The following is a 25,330-nucleotide window of genomic DNA, read 5'->3' as shown; positions in this document are numbered from 1 at the left end:
GCATGAGAGAGCAGTTTGTAAGCTATATCAAGAACTTACAAGATCAAATCACCTCAAAACTGGAAGAACTTGACGGGGTTGCAACTTTTAAAGAAGACCTCTGGACGCGTCCCGAAGGTGGCGGTGGACGTACCCGTGTGATCGAAGACGGTGCAGCGATTGAGAAAGGTGGCGTTAATATTTCTGAAGTGCATGGTCCGCTCGCGCCGGCAATGCAGAAGTATTTTAAAGTGGGGGATGTTGATTTTTTTGCCTGCGGTCTGAGCCTGGTCATACACCCCAAAAATCCGTATGCGCCTACAGTTCACGCCAACTGGCGGTATTTTGAGATGTTTGAAAAAGACGGTACACTGGTCGACTCGTGGTTTGGCGGCGGGCAGGATTTAACGCCCTATTACCTTTTTGAAGAAGATGCGGTGCATTTTCACCAGACCTGCAAAACAGCCTGCGACGCGCACGATCCCGATTTTTACCCGCATTACAAGGCCCGTTGCGACGAGTATTTTCACAACAGCCACCGAGGCGAAGCGCGGGGAATAGGCGGCTTGTTTTTTGACTACCTCAAAGCCACCGAAGAGCGATCTATGCAGGACTGGTATAATTTTGTCACTCAGGTAGGCGACAGTTTTCTGGATGCCTATGCCCCTATTTTAGCAAAGCGAAAAGATCTAGCCTACGGCGAAAAGGAGCGCGACTGGCAGGAAGTGCGCCGGGGCCGGTATGTAGAATTCAATCTGGTTCACGATAAAGGCACACTTTTTGGCCTTAAAACAAACGGAAGAATTGAAAGTATCCTGATGAGTCTGCCCCCGCACGTGCAATGGCGCTACGACCATCATCCCGCTCCCGGAAGTCCGGAATCCCGGCTGGTCGATGTTTTAAAAAACCCCAGAGAGTGGGTGTAAATAGAAATAACAATTGGAATAAAAAATACAACTATGTTTCCATTAAGAAGAAATCGCAGATTACGCACCACGGAAGCTGTACGCGCTCTGGTACGCGAAACCACCCTATCGCCCAATGACTTTATCGTTCCCCTTTTTGTTGTGGAAGGAAAAGGAGTTAAAGACGAAATCGCATCGATGCCGGGTTACTACCGACTGAGTCTTGATAATTTGCAGAAAGAAGTAAAAGAACTCTGGAAACTGGGCTTAAAAAGCGTGTTGTTGTTTGTAAAAGTAGATGAGAAGCTGAAAGACAACAGCGGTACCGAAGCTTTAAACCCCAACGGTTTGATGCAGCGCTCCATCAAAGCCGTTAAAGATGTCTTACCCGGAATGGTCGTGATGACCGATGTTGCACTGGATCCTTTTTCATCTTTTGGCCACGACGGCATTGTGGGCGGCGGTAAAATCGTAAACGACGATACCAGCGCCGTGTTAGCTGAAATGGCACTTTCGCACGCCAACGCCGGTGCAGATATGGTGGCGCCCAGCGATATGATGGACGGCCGTATTTTTGAAATGCGTACCCTGCTTGAAGATGAAGGGCATCACGATGTGGGCATTATGAGCTATTCCGCAAAATATGCTTCAGCTTTTTACGGTCCGTTTCGCGACGCGCTAGACAGTGCACCGGTAGATTTAAAAGATGTGCCGAAGGATAAGAAAACCTATCAGATGGACTATGCAAACCGCGAGGAAGCTATAAAAGAAACTCTGATGGACATTGACGAAGGCGCCGATATCGTGATGGTAAAACCCGGACTTTGCTATCTCGATATTGTACGTGATATTAAAAACGCGGTAAATGTCCCCGTTGCGGTGTATCAGGTGAGCGGCGAATATGCGATGATCAAAGCTGCGGCAGAACGCGGCTGGCTCGATCACGATGCAGTAGTTTTAGAACAGGCCTTCGCGATCAAACGCGCAGGTGCCAGTCTTATCGCGAGTTATTTTGCAAAGGATGTGGTTAAATTGATTTCCTAAACATGCGCAGCATCTTTTCAATTTTGATTTTTCTCCTGAGCCTGACTACCCTTCAGGCTCAGGAAAATCTGTATAAACAAGCCTGGCTTGAAAAATGGCAAAATTCTAAAGCCTATTTGATCGCGATCGCTGAGCAAATGCCCGACTCCCTTTACGATTACAAACCTACCGAGCGGGAAATGAGCTTCGAGGAGCAACTCCAGCACATAAACGGTAATATGGAATGGCTGGCAACTACCTATTTTGATAAACCGGAAGCTGAAGTGAGTACCGCTACCAACTCCAAAGAACGCATCATTGCCAATCTCGCATCCTCATTTGATTTGATTTTGGAGACGATTAAAGCTTATCCTGAAAAGCGCTTTGCAGAACAAGTAGACTTTTTTGCGGGTGAAAAATCGCGTTTGCAAATTCTCAATCTGCTTCAGGATCATATCACCCACCATCGCGGGCAACTCATTGTGTACCTTAACTTAAAGGGTTTGAAACCACCCCAATACAGCGGCTGGTAATTGGTAAATCTGTTTCCGGTTGCTATAACCTAAGCTTTTCTTAACCTCTTGGCGAGACCCTGTGATTTATAGTATATTTATCGCAAATCCAAACTAACCGATGGCACTACTTATCGCATTTGCGTTTATTTCGATATTTTTTTCCTTCTTATGCTCTATTCTGGAGGCCGTTTTACTCAGTATAACGCCAAACTTTATCCGCATCAAGACCAAAGAAGGCAAAGGCTATGCAGAAACCCTGGCCAACTTTAAAAAAGACATTGACAAGCCCTTAATTGCGATTCTTACGCTCAATACCATTGCGCACACCGTAGGTGCGATTTTGGTTGGGGATCAGGCCGGTACGATGGCCGCAGAATCGGGCTATGACGTCAATTTATTTGGAATCAACTTTGTAGGTCTGGTATCTACCATTATGACTCTTGCGATTTTAGTCTTGTCAGAAATCATCCCAAAAACCATAGGTGCGACCTACTGGAAATCTCTGGGTAATTTTACTGCGAAAAGTTTGACCATCATTCTTCTCGTCCTGAAATACACCGGGATTCTTTGGGTTTTAATGCAGGTAACCAAACTGGTGGGCAAATCAGCGCATGTGAGTACGATGAGCCGCGAAGAATTTATGGCACTTACCGATGCTGCCGAAAAAGAAGGCGTTTTTGAAGACAACGAGACCACAGTTATTAAAAACCTGCTGGTTTTTAAATCGGTTTTGGCTAAAGACGTGATGACGCCGTTTCCGGTTGTGGTTTTGGAAGATGAAACCAAGTCGCTGAAAGAATTCCATAAAGAACACCGTCATCTTAAATTTTCGCGGATTCCCGTTTATCACGGCAAAACTCACAACATTACCGGTTTTATTCTTAAAGACGATGTGCTTGAAGAAATTGTGGAAGAACACGGTGACAAACTGCTTTCAGACATCAAAAGAGATATTCTCATAGTCAATGCAGACCAACCTATACCAGAACTTTTTGACACCTTTATCAAAAGTCGCGGGCATTTGGCTCTGGTTACCGATGAATTTGGAAACACCATTGGGATAGTGACCATGGAAGACATCATTGAAACCCTTCTGGGACTCGAAATAATGGACGAGAGCGACACTATTGAAGATATGCAGGTGCAGGCTCGTAAAAATTGGGAACGCCGCGCAAAACGCATGGGAATCGTTTTGGAAGAAGCTCCAAAACCTGCCGAAAACGTCAAGCTCGATCCGCAGCACAATATCGAAGACAAAAAGAAAACTTCTGAAACCAACGACGAAGATTCAGAATGAATGTAGCTTATCTCACTTCGCCTCTGGGAAGCATTCAGATTGAAGGGGATGAAGAAGGATTGCAACGCGTTGCATTTTTAGATGAAAAACTTCCGCAAAGCGAAAACATACCGGAAGCATTGACCAATACGGTCCTACAATTAGAAGAGTATTTCGCCGGAACACGCACAGCGTTCAACCTTAAATTAAACCCACAAGGTACCGACTTTCAAAAACGGGTCTGGCAGCAACTGGCTGAAATTCCTTTTGGAAAAACCACTTCCTATTTACAAATGGCTAAAGATCTGGGTGATCCCAAAGTCATTCGTGCAGCAGCCTCCGCAAACGGAAAAAATCCCATCGCTATCATCATTCCATGTCATCGTGTGATTGGCAGCGACCAGTCTATGACCGGCTACGCTGGCGGGATTTGGCGTAAAAAATGGCTATTGGAACACGAGAGTCCGGTGACCCAACAATCTCTTTTTTAGATCTACGGATTTCCTTAAAAAATCCTAATCCTTTTTCGGTATCTTTAGAGTATGAAACTACTCAAACGCATTTTTTTAGGTTTGATAAGCCTGATCGTCGTACTCGTCATCGCATTGTATGTGTTTGATTACGACTATTTGCTCAAAGCCGTGCGCACCATCTATTTTACCGGGCACACCACTGCCTATCTGGAAGATTATAAAAAGTTTGACAACACCACAATTGCGCATGGTACGCCCCAGGCCTGGCCCGAAGCTGCAAATTACAACACCCATGAGCCGAGCGAACAGCTCAAGCAAATTCATCAGAAATACGGCTCTGTGGCCTTTCTCGTTATTAAAAACGACAGTATTGTTTTCGAAGAATATTACGATGGCTTTGGGCAGACCTCAAAAAGCAACTCGTTTTCGATGGCTAAAAGTTACGTTTCGGCATTGCTGGGCAAAGCCATAATGCAGGGGCACATCAAAAGTCTCGACCAGCCGGTAGGCGATTTCATCCCGGAATATGCTACCGGAACGGCAGCTCAAATGACCGTAGGCGATCTTGCCTCGATGGCCAGCGGCCTCAACTGGGATGAGTCGTATTATAGTCCGTTTTCAGTTACCACACGGGCGTATTTTGATGACAATCTCGATCCCGTGATGCGCAATCTGGGAATGAAAGGCGAACCCGGAAAGGGATTTACTTACCTCAGCGGAAATACCCAACTCCTCGCTATGGTACTCGAAAAAGCAACAGGTAAAAAACTGGCAGACTATCTTTCGGAAAATCTATGGAAACCCCTCGGCGCTCAGGAAGATGCTTTGTGGCAACTGGATAGTGAAGACGGCGGACTCGTAAAAGCTTATTGCTGTATCGCGTCAAACGCACGCGATTTTGCACGTCTGGGTAAGTTGTACAAAGATTATGGGAGGTGGAATGGCAGGCAGATTTTGGATTCTTCTTTTGTGGCGAAATCAATCCAGCCCCGGTTTGAAGGGGAACCCTACGGTTACGGCTTTTGGTTGATGGATTATAAAGGCAAAGACGTATTTATGATGCGCGGGCATCTGGGCCAATATGTGATGGTGCTACCTGAAGATAATCTCATTGTGGTACGACTGGGTCACAACCATGGTCCGCTGGCTGAAAACGGGTATCCGGCCGAGCTGGAAACCTATTTTGATGAAGCTTATAAAATGAATTGAGATGATAAGTCGCCTCAACTTAGAACACATTCTGTTTCTCGATATCGAGACGGTGCCGCAACACGAGCGCTTTAGCGATCTGGATGAAACTATGCAACAGTTGTATGCTGACAAAACCGAATACCAACGCCGGGACGAGTTTAGCGCCGAAGAATTTTACGAGCGGGCGGGTATCTGGGCCGAATTTGGGAAAATTGTCTGCATATCTGTGGGTTATTTTAAGATAGAAGGCGAAAAAAGAAACTTCAGGACCACAACCTTTTCAGGCACCGAAAGAGAATTACTACTTCAGTTTAAAAAATTACTCAGCGAACATTACAACAAGCCACAGCATGTACTTTGCGCTCACAACGGGAAGGAATTTGATTTTCCGTTTATTGCCCGAAGAATGATTGTAAACGGTATCAAGCTTCCGTTTAAGCTGGATCTATTTGGTAAAAAACCCTGGGAAATTCCGCATTTGGATACACTGGAGTTGTGGAAATTTGGCGACTACAAACACTATACGTCTCTTAAACTACTTACTAAAATTCTGGATATTCCTTCTCCAAAAACAGACATTGACGGCAGTCAGGTACGTGAGGTGTATTACAAACATAAAAATATCAAACGCATAATAGAATATTGTGAGCGTGATGTGGTTGCTGTGGCTCAAATTGTATTACGCCTGCGCAACGAACCCTTATTAGAAGAAAGCGAAGTCACTTCAGTTTAGCACAAAAAAAGCCCGGTGCAAACGCACCGGGCCTTGATTTAAAGAAACCAGTAAGATTATTTCTTGATAAATTTAGCCGTCTCTTTCATTCCGCTTTGCGAAGTAATTTCTACAAAATATACTCCTGATTTGAAATTAGTCACGTCCAGTTCTTCTGTAAATGCAGCTTCAGTTAGGTTGCTGTATTCTTTAGTAAGAACACGACTTCCTTTGATATCGTAAACCGAAAGCATTACATCAACCGGCTTGTCTTCAATATCAAGCATTAGCTGTACACGGGCAAGGTCAACCGCCGGACTAGGATACACTACAAAGTCACCCTCAAAATCAGGTTGATCAGCAAAGCTTTCGCCTCCAAAAGTTTGAGGAGCAGCAGCTTCTACAATGCCATTTACACCTGCTGTCGCGGTACCGCGTATCACCACCTCATCTATATATACCAGGTCACCATTTGCGCTGGCATCACACTGAAAGCGGAAGCTTCCGGTAGAAGTCAGATTATAACTGGTTGCAGGCAGATTGATTGTCGCTGTGTAAAAGGTATTGTTGTTAAAACTGGTTCCCTGCGCGTAAGCAGCAACAGTTTGCCAGCCCGAACCATCATTATACCGTACCCAGAAATCTTCACCGTACTCCATACTATAGGCATATAGTGAGAAACTGATTTCGATATTGTCGTAAGCCGAAAGGTCAAACTCCGGGCTCGTCATTGATGAAGCAACGCCGCTGTTATCACGCAACTGAATTGAATAGGTCCCTTCAGGAGAGCGAGACCCCGCATAGCGGGCGCAGTCTCCACCACCGTCAATCCAGCCGTCCCAGCCGGTTTCAAAATAACTGGCAATCAGCGTGTCGTCTAAAGGCCCGCCGCCGCCCGCAGTGGTCACATTTACCGATGCTGCAGTAGAAACATTACCTGCTGCATCTTTAGCACGTACCGAGAAGGTATAGGCAGTATTAGCAGTCAGGCCGGTTATTGAAGCCGAAGTTCCTGTTACGCTACCCAATAGGCTGCTTCCCTGATACACATCATAACCGGTTACACCCACGTTATCTGTAGAAGCATTCCAGGATAAATCAAGTGTAGTCTCTGTCACATTAGAAGCTGCAAGGTTTGTTGGTGTTGAAGGAGCCTCAGTATCTGCTGTGACGCCACCGGCAGTTGTAACATTTACCGTATTGCTTGATGCCGAAACATTACCCGCTGCATCTTTAGCCTGTACCGAAAAGGAAAAAGCCGTATCTGCAGTAAGACCTGTGATAGAAGCCGAAGTTCCTGTTACCGTCCCTAAAAGGCTGGTTCCCTGATATACATCATAACCAGTTACGCCCACATTATCTGTTGATGCATTCCAGTTTAAATCTAAAGTGGTTTCGGTTATGTTAGAGGCAGCAAGATTTGTGGGGGCTGATGGAGCTTCAGTATCTGCTGTAACGCCACCCGCAGTAGTAACATTAACCGTATTGCTTGATGCCGAAACATTACCCGCTGCATCTTTAGCCTGTACCGAAAATGAATAAGCCGTATCTGCAGTAAGACCTGTAATAGAAGCCGAAGTACCTGTTACGGTCCCTAAAAGGCTGGCTCCCTGATATACATCATAACCGGTTACACCCACGTTATCTGTGGATGCATTCCAGTTTAAATCTAAAGTGGTTTCGGTTATGTTAGAGGCAGCAAGATTTGTGGGGGCTGATGGAGCTTCAGTATCTGCTGTAACGCCACCCGCAGTAGTAACATTAACCGTATTGCTTGATGCCGAAACATTACCCGCTGCATCTTTAGCCTGTACCGAAAATGAATAAGCCGTATCTGCAGTAAGACCTGTAATAGAAGCCGAAGTACCTGTTACGGTCCCTAAAAGGCTGGCTCCCTGATATACATCATAACCGGTTACACCCACGTTATCTGTGGAAGCATTCCAGTTTAAATCTAAAGTGGTTTCGGTTATGTTAGAGGCAGCAAGATTTGTGGGGGCTGATGGAGCTTCAGTATCTGCAGTACCACCTCCAAAAGTGATGGTATAATCTTCCACTTCCCCGTAGCTAAAGGTTTCGCAAGAAGATGGAATTCCATTGTATTTCATAGAAACACGCATACGGGTAGAACCATCTAATGCTGAAGCAGGAACGGTAAAGCTTCCGCTAACTGAAGTGCTGGTTGAAGCCGCACGGCTAAATACCAATTCGCCGTTATCGGTAAAGCTTCCGTTTTGGTTGTAATCTATCCATACCGCATAACCTTCCGCATAAACAGTTCCCCTCCAAACCGGAGTGATGGTTATGGTTGCAGCGCTTCCACGAGTCAATTCGGTACTGATTGCTGTATGATTGGTATATCCGCTTGAAGCGCCACTGGTGTTATCAATGCTTCCCAACTGTACCCGGCCTATGTACTCATCTGCTACACTATTGCCCTGAGACGTACAGTATTCTACCGGAGGTGTTTCTCCATAGGCACTGCCCACGTTGACCGCATACCAGGCATTGGTTACGGCCTGCTCTTCGGCACCACCGGCACCATAAAGATCTATAGCCGCCTGAATACTCGCAGCACGTGCATCTGCATAGGTTGAGTTGGAAGAAAGGTAAAGCGACTCGGTTCTGTAGCTGATGCATGCAGCTTTAGTAACGCCGATTCCGTTAACCGAATAAGAATCTCCCACATCATTCGTGCCTGCTCCTCCCACAGAAGTCAGGTAAAACCAGTGATTTAAAACCCCGGAATTGGTATGTACCCCGCAATAATCGTTAGTTCGGGTAGGTGTACCACAATTAGGCTCTTTCCAGTATGTACCGCCGTAGGTGTCGGGTTGCCCTAAAGATTTTGGATCTGACATAGAACGCAGGGCTGCTGAGCCTGCTCTGCGGTCAATCTCATCACCAATCAGCCAAATTTCAGGATTGGGATTGGTCTCGTTGCCGTTTCCTTTAGCATAAAATTCAACAGCAGCACCCCAGATATCTGAGAAGCCTTCATTAAGACCCCCTGATTCGCGCTGATAAGCCAGGTTTGCCGTATAGGTACAGACTGCATGACCTATTTCGTGAGCTGCCACGTCAAGAGAAGTTAAGGCATCAAAATAGCCGTTACCTTCCTGTCCGTTTGAAGAACCGTCTCCATAAGACATAACCGAACCATTCCAGAATGCGTTGTCGTAGTTCACATCTACGTGCACATAACTGCGTATTTGAGCTCCGTTATTGTCATAGGAGTTGCGGTTGTGCTGACTTAAAAAGTAGTCATAGGTCATCATCGCACCCCAGTGTGCATCTAATGCCGCGTCATCTTTGTTTACACTGTGTTCTGCACTTGTCCAGTTATTGTCGTTATCTGTAAACTGGTCGTAGTTGTTAATGTAGGGATAGGTTGAGCCCGGCGCCTGATTTTTAGCATCACGGGTGTATAGTTTTCTTCCTGCATCGGCAAGAATATAGCTTCCGCCACTTAGAGCAGTTTCTATAGAACGCGTACCGCTATAACGGGTGGCGGCACTACCGGTAATGTAGGCTAAAGCATCGTAATTCTCCAAAGCCTTTTTAGCTTCGTCAGCAGTTTTTACAGTTGCAGCGATTTCACCCACGTGGCCAAAACTATCTACGTGCTTAATAATACTGTTGTAAAATAACACCTCGCCTTTTTGTGCATCTACATAAACCTCACCTCTGCTTAGCGGATAGGTGGCATAGATATCATACTTATAGGCCAGTTTCATTGTAGTCCCGGCATCGGTTATATAGGGCAGAACAACCAGTTCGCCTTCCGGTTTTTGATAGTCAATTTCCTGAGCAGCATCAGGATATTCCCATAAATACTGTTGTGCCCCAACCTGGCGCAACGCATTTTGAAAACCCTGTTGAGCGCTGATTGCAGGAGTTGTGCTTAAGTCCTTCACAGCATAAAACTCCCCACTAATTGCGACAGGTATTCCTTTTTCTGAATGAATCACCGGGCTCGAAAATTCTACACGTACCTTATCGTAATACTGATCAAAACGCTGATGTTGCATCCCTGACTTTTCAGAAATCAGGTCAACCTGAGTAAAGGTATTTGCATCAGTGAGCTCCAGCTGAGAGCCCAGAATAGCACGTGGACCAGTCATCGATTTAGACTGCACGCGATCTAATTTGAAGAGACCCAAAGCCTGAACGGGCTTTTTCTCTGAAGTTTGTTCTGCATTCTTCTTTTGAGCGTGAAGACCACACAAACTCAAACTAAGAACAGAAGCCAAAAGAATGTGCCTCGAGTAGTTTTTTTTCATAAATGCTTGTTAAAAATGTTAATGTTACCCTTATTCTTGTTAAAGAATTGTCTCAAATTGCCTCTTTTATTGACATAAAACAAATATTTTCGTTAAAACACATTGTAAAGTTTAACTTTTAAATCAAAATTCTGATAATCAGATATTTAACTGCGCAGTTAAGCGTTTCAAACGTCGTAAATTAGCGCTATGAGAAACACCTTGCTCCACATAAATAACCTGGACGTTGCGTTTAAAAGTGGTAAAGACGTTAATAACGTGCTTCACGGCATAGACTTCTTTATTAATAATAATGAAATATTAGGAGTAGTTGGGGAGTCTGGCTCCGGTAAATCGGTGACCAGTCTCGCGATTTTGGGACTGCTGCCTGAGCGCATTTCGAGAATTACCAAGGGTGCTATTTATTTTGAAGGTCAAAACCTTCTGGAATACCCTAAAAATGAAATGCGAGACCTGCGCGGCAAGGACATTTCCATGATTTTTCAGGAGCCTATGAGTTCGCTCAATCCTTCAATGAAATGCGGCAAACAGGTAGCCGAAATTTTACTCAGGCATACCTCAATTACAAAGAAAGAAGCTAGATCTCAGGTTATACAGCTCTTTAATCAGGTTAAATTACCGCGACCCGAAGCCGTTTTTAATTCCTATCCCCACGAGATCAGCGGGGGCCAAAAGCAGCGTGTGATGATTGCGATGGCTATTGCCTGCAAACCTAAATTGCTTATCGCTGATGAACCCACTACTGCACTTGATGTTACCGTTCAAAAAGAGATTATTTTGCTACTCAAAGAACTGCAGCAGCAGACCGCCTTGAGTATTCTCTTTATTTCACACGATTTGTCACTGGTAAGTGAAATTGCAGACCGGGTAATTGTGATGTATAAAGGCAAAATTGTTGAAAGCGGGAACACGAAAGCTATTTTTGAAAATCCTAAAGAAGATTATACCAAAGCCCTTATTTATGCAAGGCCTTCTACCAAAGAGCGTTTGAAAAAATTACCCACCGTAGCTGACTTTCTAAATAACAAACCACTCTCTAAGCCCGTTACCTCTGCCGAGCGAGAGTCAGAGCACCAACGGATTTACGAGAAATCACCGCTACTCGAAATTAAAAATGTCGAAAAAGAATACTACAGCTCGGTGTCTTTTTTTGGCAAAGCCGAAAGCGTCAAGGCAGTTAATGATGTAAGTTTTGCAATTTACGAAGGCGAAACGCTGGGACTGGTGGGCGAAAGCGGTTGCGGAAAATCAACATTGGGAAATCTCATTCTTCAATTAGACAAGGTCACTAAAGGAAGTATTTTCTATAAGGGGAAAGATCTTACGAAATTAAGTAGCTCAGAATTGCGCAATCTGCGTAAAGATATTCAGATCATTTTTCAGGATCCGTACTCATCACTTAACCCCAGGCTTACCGTAGGGCGTGCCATTACAGAAGCTATGCAGGTACATAAACTGTACAACTCAGCACAAGAGCGCAAAGCCGAAGCATTAAAACTATTGGAAGAAGTGGGCTTATTACCGGAGCATTTTGACCGTTATCCTCACGAATTTAGCGGTGGGCAGCGTCAGCGTATAGGTATTGCGCGTACAATTGCGGTAAAACCAAAATTTATTGTGTGTGACGAGTCAGTCTCTGCTCTCGATATTTCGGTGCAGGCGCAGGTGCTTAATTTGCTTAACTCGCTAAAAGAGCGCTATAACTTCACCTACTTATTTATCTCACACGATCTTGCTGTGGTAAAATACCTGTCAGACCGTTTACTGGTTATGCGCGCAGGGCAGTTTGAAGAAACCGGAGAGGCAGATGCGGTTTATGAAAATCCGCAAAGCGACTATACAAAAGCGCTTATAGAGGCAATCCCGAAAGGAATTTAGATCATAAAAAGAAATACCTTTTTAGCAACATAGGCTAATTTGGCTGTTGTCTTAAAAAATTCAAGTAATGAATGCTTTGTTTTACGTAGGGATGAAATCATTATAAGGGATTTTTATTAGTTCAAATACTACAAAAAAATCCGCGGGGCTCCCCCCGCGGTTTCTAACAAATCACAACATCAAAATACTCCTATTCTGAAGTTACATACACATCCGGGACTCCTCCCGAATCTGAATTTTAAGTGTTTTGAATTTGGGGTTTTGCTAAAGTACTTTAAAATTTGATTTATACAAGAGAAAACTTAAAATTTATACAATAAATGTTAATTTTTAACGTTTTTAGACGTCAAAAAAGACATTTTGAACGTGTCTTCAGTTGAAAAAGGCTTTTCAACGGGCTTAAGCTGCATTTAATGGCATAAAAAAAGAAGCCCTTTCAGGCTCCTCTTATTTTTGTATCTGGTAAAACTAGGCCAGTACCATTTCGGGTACGTCATCAGGAATTTCGAGGGCTCCCTCGGTTGCCTTTTTAATTTCTTCCACACTAACTCCCGGAGCGCGTTCCAATAGTTTAAAACCCTTTTCGGTTACTTCCAGCACAGCAAGATTAGTCACAATCTTAGTCACACAACCTACACCTGTAAGTGGTAAGGTGCAACGCTTCAGCAACTTAGACTCCCCTGCTCTATTGGTATGCATCATCGCGACAATGATATTTTCGGCGCTAGCCACAAGATCCATAGCGCCTCCCATACCTTTTACCATCTTTCCGGGGATTTTCCAGTTTGCGATATCCCCATTCTCTGCGACTTCCATCGCACCCAGAATCGTAAGATCTACGTGCTGACCTCTGATCATAGAGAAACTCATAGCAGAATCGAAAAACGAAGCACCTTTAAGCGTGGTGATCGTTTGCTTACCGGCGTTTATAATATCTGCATCCTCTTCACCTTCAAATGGAAAAGGCCCCATTCCCAAGACACCGTTTTCACTCTGAAATTCCACTTCGATATCATCTCTCACATAATTGGCAACCAGCGTAGGTATCCCTATGCCCAGATTGACATAAAAGCCATCCTGTACTTCCCGTGCAATACGTCTTGCGATTCCGTTCTTGTCTAGCATAAAATTATTTATTAGGCTGCGGCGTCATACGCAGATAGGGTTTGATTTCACGATGTCCTTTAGGGAAAAACTCAGGGATTTGCTCATTGCTTACGCTGGGCGAAATCACACAGTCTTCACCATCTTTCCAGTTAGCAGGTGTAGCCACTTTGTGATAAGCCGTCAATTGAAGCGAGTCTATCACCCGAAGAATCTCATCAAAATTACGACCGGTTGAAGGCGGATAGGTTATGGTCAACTTAATTTTCTTATCAGGGCCTATAACAAATACCGAACGGACGGTAGCTTTTTCGCTGGCGTTGGGGTGAATCATGTCATACAGTTCAGAGACTTTGCGATCTTCATCTCCAATAATAGGATAATCTACTGTGGTGTTCTGGGTCTCATTGATATCTTTAATCCAGTCCATATGATCTTTCACACTATCCACACTTATTGCGATAGGCTTTACATTACGTTTTTTGAACTCGCCGTGGTAGTTAGCCACAGTTCCTAATTCGGTAGTGCAAACAGGCGTATAATCGCCGGGGTGTGAAAATAAAATCCCCCAGCTGTCGCCCAGCCATTCATGAAAATTAATGGTTCCTTCTGTTGTATCTGCTTTAAAATCGGGGGCGGTGTCGCCCAGTCTTAAATGTGCCATTGTATTTTGGTTTTTGTTGGTTTTTAGTTTTCGCGTTTCCGTACGGTACGCTGTTCTATGCGCTTTTCATAGTTCTTACCTTCAAAGATGCGCTGAACAAATATGCCCGGTATGTGAATCTGATTAGGATCAAGCTCCCCGGCCGGTAGCAGCTCTTCAACCTCAGCAACAGTAATAGTCGCTGCGCCACACATCACAGGATTAAAATTGCGTGCAGTACCTTTAAAAATGAGATTCCCTGCGGTGTCACCCTTCCAGGCCTTTACAAAAGCAAAATCCGCTTTAAATGCGCGTTCCAGAACGTACATTTTGCCATCAAATTCACGGGTTTCCTTGCCTTCGGCTACTTCGGTACCATATCCTGCAGGAGTATATATTGCCGGAAAGCCACCTTGCGCAGCACGGCAACGTTCGGCCAGCGTGCCTTGCGGTATTAATTCGACATCAAGTTCACCACTCAACATCTGGCGTTCAAACTCAGCATTTTCGCCCACATAAGAAGAAATCATTTTTTTGATTTGCTTCTTTTGAAGCAGTAAGCCCAGGCCAAAATCATCAACCCCTGCATTGTTTGAAATACAGGTTAAACCCTTTACATTACGTTTTACGAGTTCTGAAATGGCATTTTCAGGAATACCGCTTAGGCCGAAGCCACCCAGCATCAGGGTCATATCGTCGTGAACCCCTTCGAGAGCTTCGGTTACCGAGTTTACTTTTTTTGTTATCATTTTCTCATTTTAGAATAAGAAAATTACAAAATACCCGGTCTAGTGACAATCTTTTAGCAGGATTTTATAGAATTCATAAAGCTGTTTTTCCGTCTTGGCGAAAACAATACGAAACCTCCTAAAAATCAAGTTCGTCAGGTATTTCAATTTCCTGACTTCCTCCTGCAGGGATCGAGCAATCTATACGGATGGAAAGCTCTTCGGGACGCTCAAAGGCGTCCCGTGAGATTTTTAAATCCTCATCAGCATAACACTTCTTCATGTAACTGGCCCAGATAGGAAGCGCCATAGTCGCTCCCTGTCCATAGGTGATAGTAGGAAAGTGAACCGAACGATCATCACCGCCTACCCAAACGCCTGTTACGAGATTAGGAACCATCCCCATAAACCAGCCGTCACTCTGGTTTTGTGTCGTTCCGGTTTTACCTGCAATAGGATTTGTAAAGCCATAAGGGTGCCCGGTTATAACGTTTTTATAGACATAACTATTAATAGCTCCCGAGCGTAAACGAGCTCCTGAACCGTATTGCGTAACCCCTTCCATTAAGTTTACGGTTACATAAGCCGATTCTTTGCTCAATACATCCTGAGCTTTTGGCACGCTTTGGTACAAAACCGTACCGTTTTTATCAACAATGGTAGATACAATCTGCGGGTCTACGTGGACACCTTTGTTAGCAAAGGCCGAATAGGCCGAAACCATCTCAAACAAACTTAAATCTGCTGTACCCAAAGCAATAGATGGTACCGCAGGAATTTCTTTAGTATCAACTCCTAACTTTTTGATCAGATCAATAACCGTATTGGGACCTACACGGTGCATCAGTCTCGCAGAAACGGTATTGATAGATTCAGCCAATGCTTTTTTCAACGTAACCATCCCGCGGTAACCTCCGCTTGAGTTAACCGGGCACCAGTCTTTTTGCGTACCCATCTCACCTGCAGGAATACAATACGGGTTATCTGGAATCGTATCGCAAGGCGAAAGGTGTAACTGATCAATCGCCGTAGCGTATAAGAAAGGCTTAAAGGTAGATCCCACCTGGCGTCTTCCGGTTTTGACGTGGTCGTACTGAAAATGCTTGTAGTCAATACCGCCCACCCAGGCCTTAACCTCTCCGGTTTGTGGCGTCATACTGAGTAAACCTGCTCTCAGGAAGCGTTTGTAATAGAGAATACTGTCGCGCGGAGTCATGATCGTATCTTTCTCTTTAGGACCATTATCCCAAACAAACACACGCATATCCGTTTTTTTATTGAATGAGGCCTTTATTTGCTCCACATCAATGTCCCGCGCAGCCATTTTTCGCCAGCGGTCTGAATTACGCATTGCTCGGTTAATAATATTATCTTCTTCCTCTACAGTGATATCTCTAAACGGAGCGGTCTTATTTTTCTCGTTTTGCTTGTCAAATTCCCGCTGCAGGTTTTCCATATGTGCGGTTACCGCCTGCTCTGCAAAACGCTGCATACGCGAGTCTAGTGTTGTGGTAATGACCAGACCATCCCGGTAAATATTGTAATACTCGTCGTTACCGTCTGCATCTTTACCTTTTGGATTTTTCTGAATCCAGTCTGCCATAAACGCACGCAGGTATTCTCTGAAATACGTCGCAATCCCGTCTGCGTGCCCTTCCGGAGAGAAATTGATCTTCATAGGCATCGCAATCAAGCTGTCTTTTTCAGCTTCCGTAATTTTATCGGTCTGGGCCATAAGGGCAAGCACCGTATTGCGACGCTCTAAAGACTTGTCTTTTGAAATTTCGCGATAGGGATTGAATTGTCGCGGATTTTTAAGCATCGCCGCAATCACCGCAGATTCTTCGGGACGTAATTCTATGGGCTCTTTATCAAAATAAATTTTTGAAGCCGAACGAATTCCCACGGCCTGAAACAGGAAATCCTGCTTGTTCAGGTACATCGTGATGATTTCTTCTTTGGTATACTGGCGCTCCAGACGTGCAGCGATGATCCATTCTTTTACCTTTTGAATCACACGCTCCAGCTTGTTACTGGGCTCGTCTGAAAACAGCAGCTTGGCAAGCTGCTGGGTGATTGTACTTGCTCCTCCTTTTGAACCTAAGTAGGCCACAGCACGGGCGGTACCTCGCACATCAATACCTGAATGCTCGTAAAACCGGCGGTCCTCGGTAGCAACTACAGCATCAATAAGGTTTTGAGGCAGATCGTCATACTTTACTGGGGTACGGTTTTCGTTATAAAATTTACCCAAAGTTTTTCCGTCAGACGAAAGAATTTCGGTAGCGAGATTGCTCTCGGGGTTTTCAAGTTCTTCAAAGGTGGGCAGTTTCCCGAAAACACCCCAGGAAGCCAACAGGAAAACGAGCGCAAGGGCGCCTAATCCTCCTAAAAACAGAATCCAAAATCCTTTGATGTAGGTGCTAAAATCTGACTTGGTTTCCTTTTTTGAAACCTTCTTTTTTGGTGTCGCCATGTGTTTATTCTTTTATACGCTCTATCCGCAAACCTACGTCTCTGATGCCGTTGAGTTCAGGTATAGCGTTTATATCTCCATTGCGGCGCATGGCCTGCATTACTTTAAATTGATAGGTTCCGGCTTCATTAAACCGAATGTTTTCTTTATACCAGAGCTTGCTTTCCTTCAGATCTCCAAAACCTTCCCCGAGCCAGCTTCCGTCAGGTTCAGCCATCATATACTCCAGCGTATCTGTAACTGTTTTTCCATTAGGAAATTGCATTTGGGTAATTAAAAATAGGTTACTAAACGCATAGGTGTTGTCATTGCGCAAGGTGATAAAAGCATTGTAGGGCTGAAGCGTGTCTGGTGCCTGAAGCTTAAAAACCACAGCCGAATCGCGTTGCCAGCTGCCAGGTAATTCTTTGAACTCGTGAAATACCGCATCATCGTCACAGGATGAGAGCAACAAACACGCAGCCAAAATCAAAAGGAATTTATGCATCTTTCTTAGGGCCTCGTTTGCGGTAATTCTTTTTCTTTCTGCGATTTTTAGATCGCTTTTTGTTGTTTTTAGGCGTGTCAAAACGGGTAAGACTATCCTGCCCCACAACGTTACCAAAATCAACTTTAGTATCGGTTACCAGGTCTGCGGCGTATTCCTCAAGACTGGCTACAGGTTGATTAGTCTTATTTTTTTCAAGGATCTCATTAGCCTGCTCGGTAGTGAGCTTGTGCCAGTTCATCCACTCGCCTTCATAGGCATACCACAGGTGTCCCTGAAAGATGTCGATCTTTTGACAAACAGCCGTTCCTTTTTCGGTTTTGAGCTTTTGATCTGTTGACGGAAAGTCCTTCAACGCATCAAGGTAGGCGTCAAGTTCATAATTTAGACAACACTTGAGCTTCCCACATTGTCCCGCAAGTTTTTGTGGATTGAGGGATAGCTGCTGATAACGCGCAGCGCTGGTTGTGACCGATCTGAAATCGGTAAGCCAGGTAGAGCAGCACAGTTCGCGGCCGCAAGAGCCGATGCCTCCCAGACGGGAAGCCTCCTGACGGAAACCGATCTGGCGCATTTCGATACGGGTTCTGAATTCCTGAGCAAACTCCTTGATCAGTTGCCGGAAATCGACACGATCTTCGGCTGTATAATAAAAGGTGGCTTTAGAACCGTCACCCTGAAACTCAATATCTGATATTTTCATCTGCAACCCCAGACGGATTGCTATTTGGCGGGATTTTACCTTAATGGCTTCCTCCCGGCCTTTTACTTCTTCCCAGACTTCAATATCCCGGGTATTGGCCTTTCGGTAGATCTTTTGAAAATCATCAGTGTCAAAAGGCACTTTTTTCTTTTTCATCTGTATGCGCACCAGTTCCCCGGTAAGGGACACAATGCCCACATCGTGGCCGGATTGTGCCTGTACAGCCAGCACCTCGCCTACATTGATTTGTAGCTTATCTACATTTTTATAGAACTCTTTGCGACCGTTTTTAAAACGTACCTCAACAAAGTCGAAAGGCTCCTGACCTTCAGGCAAACTCATATTAGAAAGCCAGTCAAAAACCGTTAATTTATTACAACCATCGGTACCACAAGTACCATTATTTTGACAACCACGCGGTTGACCGTTAACGGTCGTACCACAATTTCCACACGCCATGTACCCTATATATTTAGTAAACCTCTGAAAAACGTCAGGGTTTGATGTTTTCAAACAGAACTATTCTGTTTTAATGTCTTGCTAAAGATAGCGTTTTAGCTATGCAAAAATATAGTAAATCTAAATTGCAAAAGCGGGAATGCCTATTACATTTTTAAACCTCTTGTAAAATCTGATGCTCCCTGCATACGCTCTGCCTGATACAAAACCGCTAAACGCAAACTAAAAAATCCCGAAGCGGTTACTTCGGGATTGGTGTTATTTCCGCTGAAATTTCAGCTTTTCAGACCTTCCTTTTTTAAAGATTTTGTTACTGTTCGGAATGCCTTTGCGCAGTTCTTTTTGAACTTCTTCGGGCAAAGCTACAATTTCCTTACAGTCATCTGAACAGGTATGATTCATCGCTTCAGCACACTCGTCACATTGTATAAACAGTAAATGACAGGCTTCATTAGCACAATTTACGTGCGTATCGCAAGGCTTTCCGCATTGATGGCAATTGGAAATGATATCTTCGGTAATGCGCTCGCCACGACGGTGATCAAACACAAAGTTCTTTCCTTTAAATTTATTCTCAAGCTTCAATTGCTCAACCTGACGGGCATATTCAATGATTCCGCCCTCTAACTGATACACCTGTTTAAAACCTTTATGCTTGTAGTATGCGCTGGCTTTTTCGCAGCGAATGCCGCCGGTGCAATACATCACCAGTTTTTTATCTTCCTTATGATCTTTAAGATCTTCTTCTATCAGGTCTAAGCTGTCGCGAAAAGTGTCCACATCTGGAGTAATCGCGTTTTTAAAATGGCCGATTTCGCTCTCGTAATGGTTGCGCATATCTACCAAAACCACATCTTCGCTCTCTATAAGTTCATTAAACGTAACAGCGTCTACGTGAATTCCTTTGTTGGTCACGTCAAACGTCTCGTCGTTAAGACCGTCTGCCACAATTTTAGGGCGTACCTTGACTTTAAGTTTAAGAAAGGATTTCGCATCCTGCTCAATGGCAATGTTGAGACGCACATTTTCGAGGAAATAAATTCCATCAAGAAAGGCTTTAAACTTTTCAAAGTTTTTTGCGGGTACCGAAAGCTGCGCGTTGATCCCTTCGTGGGCAACATAGATTCGGCCCAAAACCTCAAGTTCGTCCCAGGCGATAAATAAATGATTGCGAAACAGGTGCGGATTGCCAATTTTGGCATATTGATAGAACGAGAGCGTAAGCCGGTCTTCTCCGGCCTCGTCAATGAGAGCTGCACGTTCTTTTGCACTTAATTTGTTGTACAGTTGCATGCTATACGCGATTTAAGATTAAAGAACCCCCGAGGTATGCCCCCGGAGCGTGATTTATAACAATGTAGTATTCAAATCCCCGGAAAGGGATTAAAAAACGCTGCAAAAGTACAGTTTTTAGACGTTTAGGGCAAACCGATGATAATATGCGTACGTTGGCAATAAAAAAATGCCCGCAGGTATCACCTGGGGGCATTTTCTTGAACGGCTAATTCAGTTAATATTTTTTGATTATCTCAAAAAGCACTATTAACCGCCGTCCAGCTTAAAGTTGCAATACATACTTATACGCGTAAACGCATAACTACCGCAACACAGGGTTTGTAATTTCTGCATCATAGCTTTACAGATTTTACGTTTGATGTAGAGATGCACAAATACTCAAAAGGTTGCCTGATGAGAGTAAAAACTTTTTTAAACTAGGAATTATTCCATTTTTATCAGAAATATTCTCGCCTATAGCTGTTTTCTACGGAATTTTTCCAATATTTAAGTCTGCTTTCATTGTTTCGATTAAAAAGAAATAGTACTTTAGCGGCTTGTAAAATGAGGTTATTTCAGGTCTAATACAGAAACATTAGATTTTTAGAAAACTTCAAAATTAAAATCCCCGTCACAGGGGTAAAGACATTAAATCTTATGAGTTCAGAGAAAGAAGCCAAGTTAAAAGCCCTTAAACTTACCCTTGACAAGATGGATAAAACCTACGGTAAGGGTACGGTTATGAAAATGGGTGATAACGCCATAGTAGAAGTTGAAGCCATCTCAACCGGGTCACTGGGTCTTGACCTTGCATTAGGAGTAGGTGGGTTACCTAAAGGTCGTGTCATTGAAATCTACGGTCCGGAATCTTCAGGTAAAACAACCCTAACCCTGCACGCGATTGCGGAGGCTCAAAAAAAGGGAGGTATCGCCGCTTTTATAGATGCAGAACACGCCTTTGACCGCTTTTATGCTGAAAAATTAGGTGTAGATATTGAAAACCTGATTATCTCACAACCCGACAATGGCGAGCAGGCTCTTGAAATCACCGATAACCTGATTCGCTCCGGAGCTATTGACATTATTGTTGTCGACTCGGTTGCCGCTTTAACTCCTAAGAGTGAGATTGAAGGCGAGATGGGAGATTCTAAAATGGGACTTCACGCCCGTCTGATGTCTCAGGCATTGCGTAAACTTACCGGCTCTATCAGCAAAACCAACTGTACCGTGATTTTCATCAACCAGTTGCGTGAGAAAATCGGGGTGATGTTTGGAAACCCGGAGACCACAACCGGTGGTAATGCACTTAAGTTCTATGCTTCGGTACGTCTTGACATACGCCGTTCTACTCAAATAAAAGATTCAAATGGCGAGGTACAGGGTAACAAAACCCGAGTAAAAGTGGTTAAGAATAAAGTAGCGCCGCCTTTCCGCCAGGCAGAATTTGATATTATGTACGGTGAAGGAATCTCTAAAGTTGGTGAAATACTTGACATTGGCGTTGATTATGAGATCATCAAGAAAAGTGGTTCATGGTTTAGCTATGAAGACACGAAGCTGGGTCAGGGTCGTGATGCGGTAAAAGCGATTTTAAAAGACAATCCCGATCTTTTAGAAGAGCTTGAGGTCAAAATCAAAGAAGCCATTAAACTTGCAAATCAGGCTTAGGAAAAAAATTCAGCCTTTGACGCAACCTTTTTCATCTTTAGGTATCTACCAGGTAAATATTTAAATGATGAAAAAGGTTTTTTTAATTTTAGCCCTACTGGGATTAATCACCTCCTGTTCACTTGATGATGACCGTGTACAGATCAATTATGAATTACAACCTGTAGTTGATTATGAGTTGCCAGACACACTGGTTTGGGGTCAGCGTTATAACTTTAAAATTCGTTATGTCTCCCCTACAAGCTGTAATTACTTTTATGATTTTGACTATGCGCGTCAGGATAGTACGCGTTTAATTTATGTTTTTGAAGGGGTGTATGAGGAAGAAATGTGTACAGATACCCCAACAGATACCGTATCTGTTTATCTGCCTTTTGAAACCCGATATAATTACGATTATATCTTTAAATTCTATGCAGGTGAAGACGAAAATGGTGAAGATCTATTTATAACAGACACCATACCTGTGAAGGGTTAATGGCTTAAACACCACAAAAATGTGAGTCTGGACGAACTCATCAAGAAATGCATTAAAAAAGATACAAAGGCACAGGCTCAGTTGTACAGGCGTTACGCAAATACACTGTTCTCTGTGTCTTTGAAATACGCTCGTAATTATACCGAAGCAGAAGATATCTTGCAGGATGGGTTTATCACAATTTTTGACAAAATAGCTCAGTACAAACACAAAGGTTCGTTTGAAGGCTGGCTAAAACGTATTGTAATTAATACCGCTTTGCAGCGCTATAGAAAGCAGCGTGTTTTTAATATTGTAAATGAAGAGCAAATTGAACAGGAAGATGTTCTGGTTGATGAAGAAGATGTTTCATTACAATTTTTACTCAAAATCGTACAGGAATTACCCGACAGGTACCGACTTGTTTTTAACCTTTATGCCCTAGATGGTTATTCGCATAAAGAAATTGCAACTATGCTTGAGATTAGTGAAGGGACTTCAAAATCAAATCTGGCACGTGCCCGAATGATTTTGAAACAAAAAGTAGAACACTTTCAAACGCAATCCAGGACCTCATAACGCATAAAAATTAGATTTTCACTCTGTGAAAGAAAAGAAGAACATAGACAGACTGTTTCAGGAGAAGTTTAAAGACTTTGAAGCACAACCCGGCCCTCACGTTTGGGAGTCTATCGCTGCGCGTGAAAAACAAAAGCGCAAGCGCGTGATCCCGCTCTGGATGAAACTGGGTGGTGTTGCCGCTGTTCTTGCCTTATTACTATTTGCAGGTAATTTCGTTTTTGATACGCAGCATACGGGCTCACCCAAATTGGTTCAGGAAGAACCGTCTAAAGATACTGATGCATCAGGCGAAAGCACAAATTCACCAACTGAGGTTGCTGCGGAACAAACGCCAAATCAGCGAACGGAAGATGAATCAACTGACTCTGTTTCGGGTCAGTCTAATGCCGTTGCAAGTGAAGAAATCAGGACTGAGCAGGAAGAGCAGGTGAGTTCCAATTCTAAAGCTTCGGGCGAAAGTCAGTTTGCAAACGCAAATCGACCCAAAACAAACACACCTGCCCCATATCAACCTTCTGATAATTCAAAAAGCAATGATGCTGTAGCCTTTTCGCAAAGCGGAAACAATAAACCCCAGAACGCAGTCAACAATACTAACAACACTGAGACCTCAAATTCTAAATCTTCAGATGCTGGTTTAAATACCGAAACAAATACAACTCAGGACGCGGTGGCTGCAACTACTCAAGAGCAGGAAAAAGATCAGGAGACCGCAAAAGATCCTGACGAATTACTGCGTCTGGCAAACCGAGAAGAAGCAATTGCTGATACAAATACAGAAGACCCTGAAACTCAAAAAGCGAATCGTTGGGGCATCGCTCCTTTAGTTGCTCCTGTGTATTACGGTGACTTTGGAGGCTCAGGTATTGATCCCCAATTTGCAGATAATGCAAAACGCGGTGATGTTAATTTGAGCTATGGCGTTCAGGTAAGTTATGCCCTTAATGATAAGTTGAAGCTGAGAGCGGGTGTAAACCGCGTAGATCTGGGTTACCGCACCGAGCAAGTGGCTTTCACCCCAAGTATTCAGGCAAGTTCATTGCGCAGTATTGATTATAATAAGAGTGCATCTCAGGTGCAGGTTTCCACGTTTAGCAACAGGATGAATACCGCAAATTCAATTCCTAATGCCCCTGCTGCCGAAGAATTTTCATCGGCTTTCATTATGAACACTTCAGAGTCATCAAGTACATTACGCCAGCAGCTGGGCTATATTGAAGTTCCGCTTGAGGCTGAATATGCATTGGTTGACAACAAATTCGGGATGCAGATTATAGGGGGTTTCAGTACGCTATTTCTGAATAATGATTCCGTTATTTTAGAAGAGGGTTCGCGTTTTTCTACCGAATTGGGCTCGTCAAATAGTTTAAATAACACCAGTTTTAGCACTAACATAGGTCTGGGCTTTGATTATCGCATTACTCCTGCGATTGAATTTAATCTGGAGCCTATGTTTAAATATCAGCTCAATGCCTATACTAAAGGCGTAAGCGACTTTAAGCCCTATTATATGGGGCTATACACCGGTATAAACCTAAGGTTCTAAGTTTTGAAAAAGAAAAATTAGATTTTATTAGTTGGTTAGGTTAGTCATCGTGTAGATGATGACAGAAAAAGCTGCCCGGGTAGAGGCAGCTTTTTTGTGGAATAAACCTCATCCTTTTAAGGCCTGAGGTGTGGTTTTATCTTTGAGTAGTTCGCTGTGAATGGCTTTGTAGGCCTCATCTCTCAAATCACGACGATCATTAGGATCTTTGCCTTCCGTTTCTATAAAAGGCAATACTTTAACCCGCATCACGCCCGGCGAACCGGTAAAAAAATCATAGGAAAAACGCTTCTTATTATCGTAAAAAACCATGGGAACAATAGGTACCTGATGGTCAATCGCTAGCCTGAATGCCCCATCTTTAAACGTATCGAGAACAACTGAAGTATCATCCGGCACACCGCCTTCCGGAAAGATGCAAATACTCAATCCCTGATTGAGACGCTTTTGAGCGCTTTCAAAAACCGCACGTCTGCTTTTCGGGTCTCCGCGATCAACCAAAATACAGGTTTGCTTGTAGAAGTATCCAAAAATGGGAAATTTAGCCAGTTCCTGCTTGCCTACAAATACAAACGGGTTTCTCACGCTGTGCAACATCAGCATAATGTCTGTCATCGAAGTGTGATTGGCGATGTACATGTAACTTTTGCCACGCTCGGTTTTCTCAAGCCGTTCCACTTTTGGCCAAAAGCCCATTCCATAGAGAATAATTCGAGCCCAAAAACGGGCCAACCTGAAGAAAAACGGATACCACGAATCTTTAGCAACCGATATAAGCAGGATGGGAAATAGAATCAGGATCGGGACGATAAGAATCACATAAAACCAAATGCGCCACAGCAAAATCAGTATTTTACGTAAGATACTTATCATTCAGGTTGGTTCTAGGTTAGGATGCCCTTTCGGGCTTTGGTTAGTTCAAAAATAGGCATTTTAAAAAGAGTTAATTGCTCAAAAGGGGTAACTT

21 protein-coding genes are annotated in these 25,330 nt (G+C 43.8%); 12 read left to right on the top strand and 9 right to left on the bottom strand.

Going from position 1 to position 25,330, the window contains the following annotated elements; genetic code table 11:
* Positions 1-2 precede the first annotated feature (2 nt).
* From hemF to CJ305_RS00890, 7 genes are all read left to right on the top strand, one after another.
* Positions 3-905: an oxygen-dependent coproporphyrinogen oxidase gene (hemF, locus tag CJ305_RS00920; RefSeq protein WP_099644359.1), complete on the top strand. Its 903-nt coding sequence runs from the start codon at positions 3-5 to the stop codon at positions 903-905.
* 33 nt (positions 906-938) lie between these two features.
* Positions 939-1,928 carry a porphobilinogen synthase gene (hemB, locus tag CJ305_RS00915; protein WP_099644358.1) on the top strand — a complete coding sequence of 330 codons (990 nt, stop codon included), beginning with the start codon at positions 939-941 and terminating at the stop codon, positions 1,926-1,928.
* A 2-nt stretch (positions 1,929-1,930) separates the two neighbouring features.
* The gene (locus CJ305_RS00910) at positions 1,931-2,440 is read left to right on the top strand and encodes a DinB family protein (RefSeq protein WP_099644357.1); all 510 of its coding nucleotides are present in this window, start codon (positions 1,931-1,933) and stop codon (positions 2,438-2,440) included.
* Positions 2,441-2,540: 100 nt separating this feature from the next.
* On the top strand, positions 2,541-3,719 hold the full coding sequence (locus CJ305_RS00905) for a CNNM domain-containing protein (RefSeq protein ID WP_099644356.1): 1,179 nt from the start codon (positions 2,541-2,543) through the stop codon (positions 3,717-3,719).
* Complete coding sequence (locus CJ305_RS00900; protein WP_099644355.1) at positions 3,716-4,189, top strand: methylated-DNA--[protein]-cysteine S-methyltransferase; 474 nt, start codon at positions 3,716-3,718, stop codon at positions 4,187-4,189. The genes CJ305_RS00905 and CJ305_RS00900 overlap by 4 nt, the downstream gene beginning before the upstream one ends.
* A 51-nt stretch (positions 4,190-4,240) precedes the next feature.
* Positions 4,241-5,380 carry a serine hydrolase domain-containing protein gene (locus CJ305_RS00895; RefSeq protein ID WP_099644354.1) on the top strand — a complete coding sequence of 380 codons (1,140 nt, stop codon included), beginning with the start codon at positions 4,241-4,243 and terminating at the stop codon, positions 5,378-5,380.
* Position 5,381: 1 nt separating this feature from the next.
* On the top strand, positions 5,382-6,095 hold the full coding sequence (locus tag CJ305_RS00890; protein WP_099644353.1) for a 3'-5' exonuclease: 714 nt from the start codon (positions 5,382-5,384) through the stop codon (positions 6,093-6,095).
* 56 nt (positions 6,096-6,151) lie between these two features.
* On the opposite strand, the gene CJ305_RS19550 is transcribed toward CJ305_RS00890, so the two are convergent.
* Positions 6,152-10,357: a M4 family metallopeptidase gene (locus tag CJ305_RS19550; protein ID WP_223248764.1), complete on the bottom strand. Its 4,206-nt coding sequence runs from the start codon at positions 10,355-10,357 to the stop codon at positions 6,152-6,154.
* 189 nt (positions 10,358-10,546) lie between these two features.
* Between CJ305_RS19550 and CJ305_RS00860 the strand changes: the two genes are divergently transcribed.
* Positions 10,547-12,235 carry an ABC transporter ATP-binding protein gene (locus CJ305_RS00860; protein WP_099644352.1) on the top strand — a complete coding sequence of 563 codons (1,689 nt, stop codon included), beginning with the start codon at positions 10,547-10,549 and terminating at the stop codon, positions 12,233-12,235.
* 468 nt (positions 12,236-12,703) lie between these two features.
* Here CJ305_RS00860 and CJ305_RS00855 read toward each other — a convergent pair whose 3' ends face one another.
* The 7 genes from CJ305_RS00855 to trhO all read right to left on the bottom strand — a co-directional run bounded on the left by CJ305_RS00855 (position 12,704) and on the right by trhO (position 20,128).
* Positions 12,704-13,360, bottom strand: a complete 657-nt coding sequence (locus CJ305_RS00855; protein WP_099644351.1) for a CoA transferase subunit B — start codon at positions 13,358-13,360, stop codon at positions 12,704-12,706.
* Between the two features lie 4 nt (positions 13,361-13,364).
* On the bottom strand, positions 13,365-14,003 hold the full coding sequence (locus CJ305_RS00850) for a peroxiredoxin (RefSeq protein WP_099644350.1): 639 nt from the start codon (positions 14,001-14,003) through the stop codon (positions 13,365-13,367).
* A gap of 23 nt (positions 14,004-14,026) precedes the next feature.
* On the bottom strand, positions 14,027-14,731 hold the full coding sequence (locus tag CJ305_RS00845; protein WP_099644349.1) for a CoA transferase subunit A: 705 nt from the start codon (positions 14,729-14,731) through the stop codon (positions 14,027-14,029).
* Positions 14,732-14,849: 118 nt separating this feature from the next.
* On the bottom strand, positions 14,850-17,186 hold the full coding sequence (locus CJ305_RS00840; RefSeq protein ID WP_099644348.1) for a penicillin-binding protein 1A: 2,337 nt from the start codon (positions 17,184-17,186) through the stop codon (positions 14,850-14,852).
* Positions 17,187-17,190: 4 nt separating this feature from the next.
* The gene (locus CJ305_RS00835) at positions 17,191-17,673 is read right to left on the bottom strand and encodes a gliding motility lipoprotein GldH (protein WP_099644347.1); all 483 of its coding nucleotides are present in this window, start codon (positions 17,671-17,673) and stop codon (positions 17,191-17,193) included.
* Positions 17,666-18,835, bottom strand: a complete 1,170-nt coding sequence (locus tag CJ305_RS00830; RefSeq protein ID WP_099644346.1) for a PSP1 domain-containing protein — start codon at positions 18,833-18,835, stop codon at positions 17,666-17,668. The genes CJ305_RS00835 and CJ305_RS00830 overlap by 8 nt, the downstream gene beginning before the upstream one ends.
* A gap of 258 nt (positions 18,836-19,093) precedes the next feature.
* A complete protein-coding gene (gene trhO, locus CJ305_RS00825; RefSeq protein WP_099644345.1) occupies positions 19,094-20,128 on the bottom strand; it encodes an oxygen-dependent tRNA uridine(34) hydroxylase TrhO in 1,035 nt (344 codons plus the stop codon).
* Between the two features lie 639 nt (positions 20,129-20,767).
* On the opposite strand from trhO, the gene recA reads away from it, so the two are divergent.
* The 4 genes from recA (at position 20,768) to CJ305_RS00800 (ending at position 24,363) form a co-directional block, all read left to right on the top strand.
* Positions 20,768-21,778 (top strand): recombinase RecA, encoded by a 1,011-nt coding sequence (gene recA, locus CJ305_RS00815; RefSeq protein ID WP_099644343.1) that lies wholly within the window; start codon positions 20,768-20,770, stop codon positions 21,776-21,778.
* A 67-nt stretch (positions 21,779-21,845) separates the two neighbouring features.
* Positions 21,846-22,256 carry a hypothetical protein gene (locus CJ305_RS00810; RefSeq protein WP_099644342.1) on the top strand — a complete coding sequence of 137 codons (411 nt, stop codon included), beginning with the start codon at positions 21,846-21,848 and terminating at the stop codon, positions 22,254-22,256.
* Positions 22,257-22,277: 21 nt separating this feature from the next.
* A complete protein-coding gene (locus tag CJ305_RS00805; RefSeq protein ID WP_099644341.1) occupies positions 22,278-22,814 on the top strand; it encodes an RNA polymerase sigma factor in 537 nt (178 codons plus the stop codon).
* Positions 22,815-22,839: 25 nt separating this feature from the next.
* Positions 22,840-24,363, top strand: a complete 1,524-nt coding sequence (locus CJ305_RS00800) for an outer membrane beta-barrel protein (protein WP_099644340.1) — start codon at positions 22,840-22,842, stop codon at positions 24,361-24,363.
* Positions 24,364-24,471: 108 nt separating this feature from the next.
* Here CJ305_RS00800 and CJ305_RS00795 read toward each other — a convergent pair whose 3' ends face one another.
* Positions 24,472-25,236, bottom strand: a complete 765-nt coding sequence (locus CJ305_RS00795; RefSeq protein ID WP_099644339.1) for a lysophospholipid acyltransferase family protein — start codon at positions 25,234-25,236, stop codon at positions 24,472-24,474.
* Positions 25,237-25,330: the final 94 nt, after the last annotated feature.

The sequence above is a fragment of the Leeuwenhoekiella nanhaiensis genome, from assembly GCF_002744755.1.
Taxonomy (GTDB): Bacteria; Bacteroidota; Bacteroidia; order Flavobacteriales; family Flavobacteriaceae; genus Leeuwenhoekiella; species Leeuwenhoekiella nanhaiensis.
The sequence above is the reverse complement of the archived record's forward strand: the minus strand, read 5'-3'. Positions and strand labels throughout refer to the sequence as shown.

What these genes read in the sequence shown, in the direction of transcription:
- CJ305_RS00890 (WP_099644353.1), top strand. Translation starts at nt 5,382, where the DNA reads ATGATAAGTCGCCTCAACTTAGAACACATTCTGTTTCTCGATATCGAG.
- CJ305_RS00860 (WP_099644352.1), top strand. Translation starts at nt 10,547, where the DNA reads ATGAGAAACACCTTGCTCCACATAAATAACCTGGACGTTGCGTTTAAA.
- CJ305_RS00905 (WP_099644356.1), top strand. Translation starts at nt 2,541, where the DNA reads ATGGCACTACTTATCGCATTTGCGTTTATTTCGATATTTTTTTCCTTC.
- CJ305_RS00845 (WP_099644349.1), bottom strand. Translation starts at nt 14,731, where the DNA reads ATGATAACAAAAAAAGTAAACTCGGTAACCGAAGCTCTCGAAGGGGTT.
- CJ305_RS19550 (WP_223248764.1), bottom strand. Translation starts at nt 10,357, where the DNA reads ATGAAAAAAAACTACTCGAGGCACATTCTTTTGGCTTCTGTTCTTAGT.
- CJ305_RS00840 (WP_099644348.1), bottom strand. Translation starts at nt 17,186, where the DNA reads ATGGCGACACCAAAAAAGAAGGTTTCAAAAAAGGAAACCAAGTCAGAT.
- CJ305_RS00900 (WP_099644355.1), top strand. Translation starts at nt 3,716, where the DNA reads ATGAATGTAGCTTATCTCACTTCGCCTCTGGGAAGCATTCAGATTGAA.
- CJ305_RS00810 (WP_099644342.1), top strand. Translation starts at nt 21,846, where the DNA reads ATGAAAAAGGTTTTTTTAATTTTAGCCCTACTGGGATTAATCACCTCC.
- CJ305_RS00855 (WP_099644351.1), bottom strand. Translation starts at nt 13,360, where the DNA reads ATGCTAGACAAGAACGGAATCGCAAGACGTATTGCACGGGAAGTACAG.
- hemF (WP_099644359.1), top strand. Translation starts at nt 3, where the DNA reads ATGAGAGAGCAGTTTGTAAGCTATATCAAGAACTTACAAGATCAAATC.
- CJ305_RS00895 (WP_099644354.1), top strand. Translation starts at nt 4,241, where the DNA reads ATGAAACTACTCAAACGCATTTTTTTAGGTTTGATAAGCCTGATCGTC.
- CJ305_RS00830 (WP_099644346.1), bottom strand. Translation starts at nt 18,835, where the DNA reads ATGGCGTGTGGAAATTGTGGTACGACCGTTAACGGTCAACCGCGTGGT.
- hemB (WP_099644358.1), top strand. Translation starts at nt 939, where the DNA reads ATGTTTCCATTAAGAAGAAATCGCAGATTACGCACCACGGAAGCTGTA.
- CJ305_RS00910 (WP_099644357.1), top strand. Translation starts at nt 1,931, where the DNA reads ATGCGCAGCATCTTTTCAATTTTGATTTTTCTCCTGAGCCTGACTACC.
- CJ305_RS00850 (WP_099644350.1), bottom strand. Translation starts at nt 14,003, where the DNA reads ATGGCACATTTAAGACTGGGCGACACCGCCCCCGATTTTAAAGCAGAT.
- CJ305_RS00835 (WP_099644347.1), bottom strand. Translation starts at nt 17,673, where the DNA reads ATGCATAAATTCCTTTTGATTTTGGCTGCGTGTTTGTTGCTCTCATCC.
- recA (WP_099644343.1), top strand. Translation starts at nt 20,768, where the DNA reads ATGAGTTCAGAGAAAGAAGCCAAGTTAAAAGCCCTTAAACTTACCCTT.
- trhO (WP_099644345.1), bottom strand. Translation starts at nt 20,128, where the DNA reads ATGCAACTGTACAACAAATTAAGTGCAAAAGAACGTGCAGCTCTCATT.
- CJ305_RS00795 (WP_099644339.1), bottom strand. Translation starts at nt 25,236, where the DNA reads ATGATAAGTATCTTACGTAAAATACTGATTTTGCTGTGGCGCATTTGG.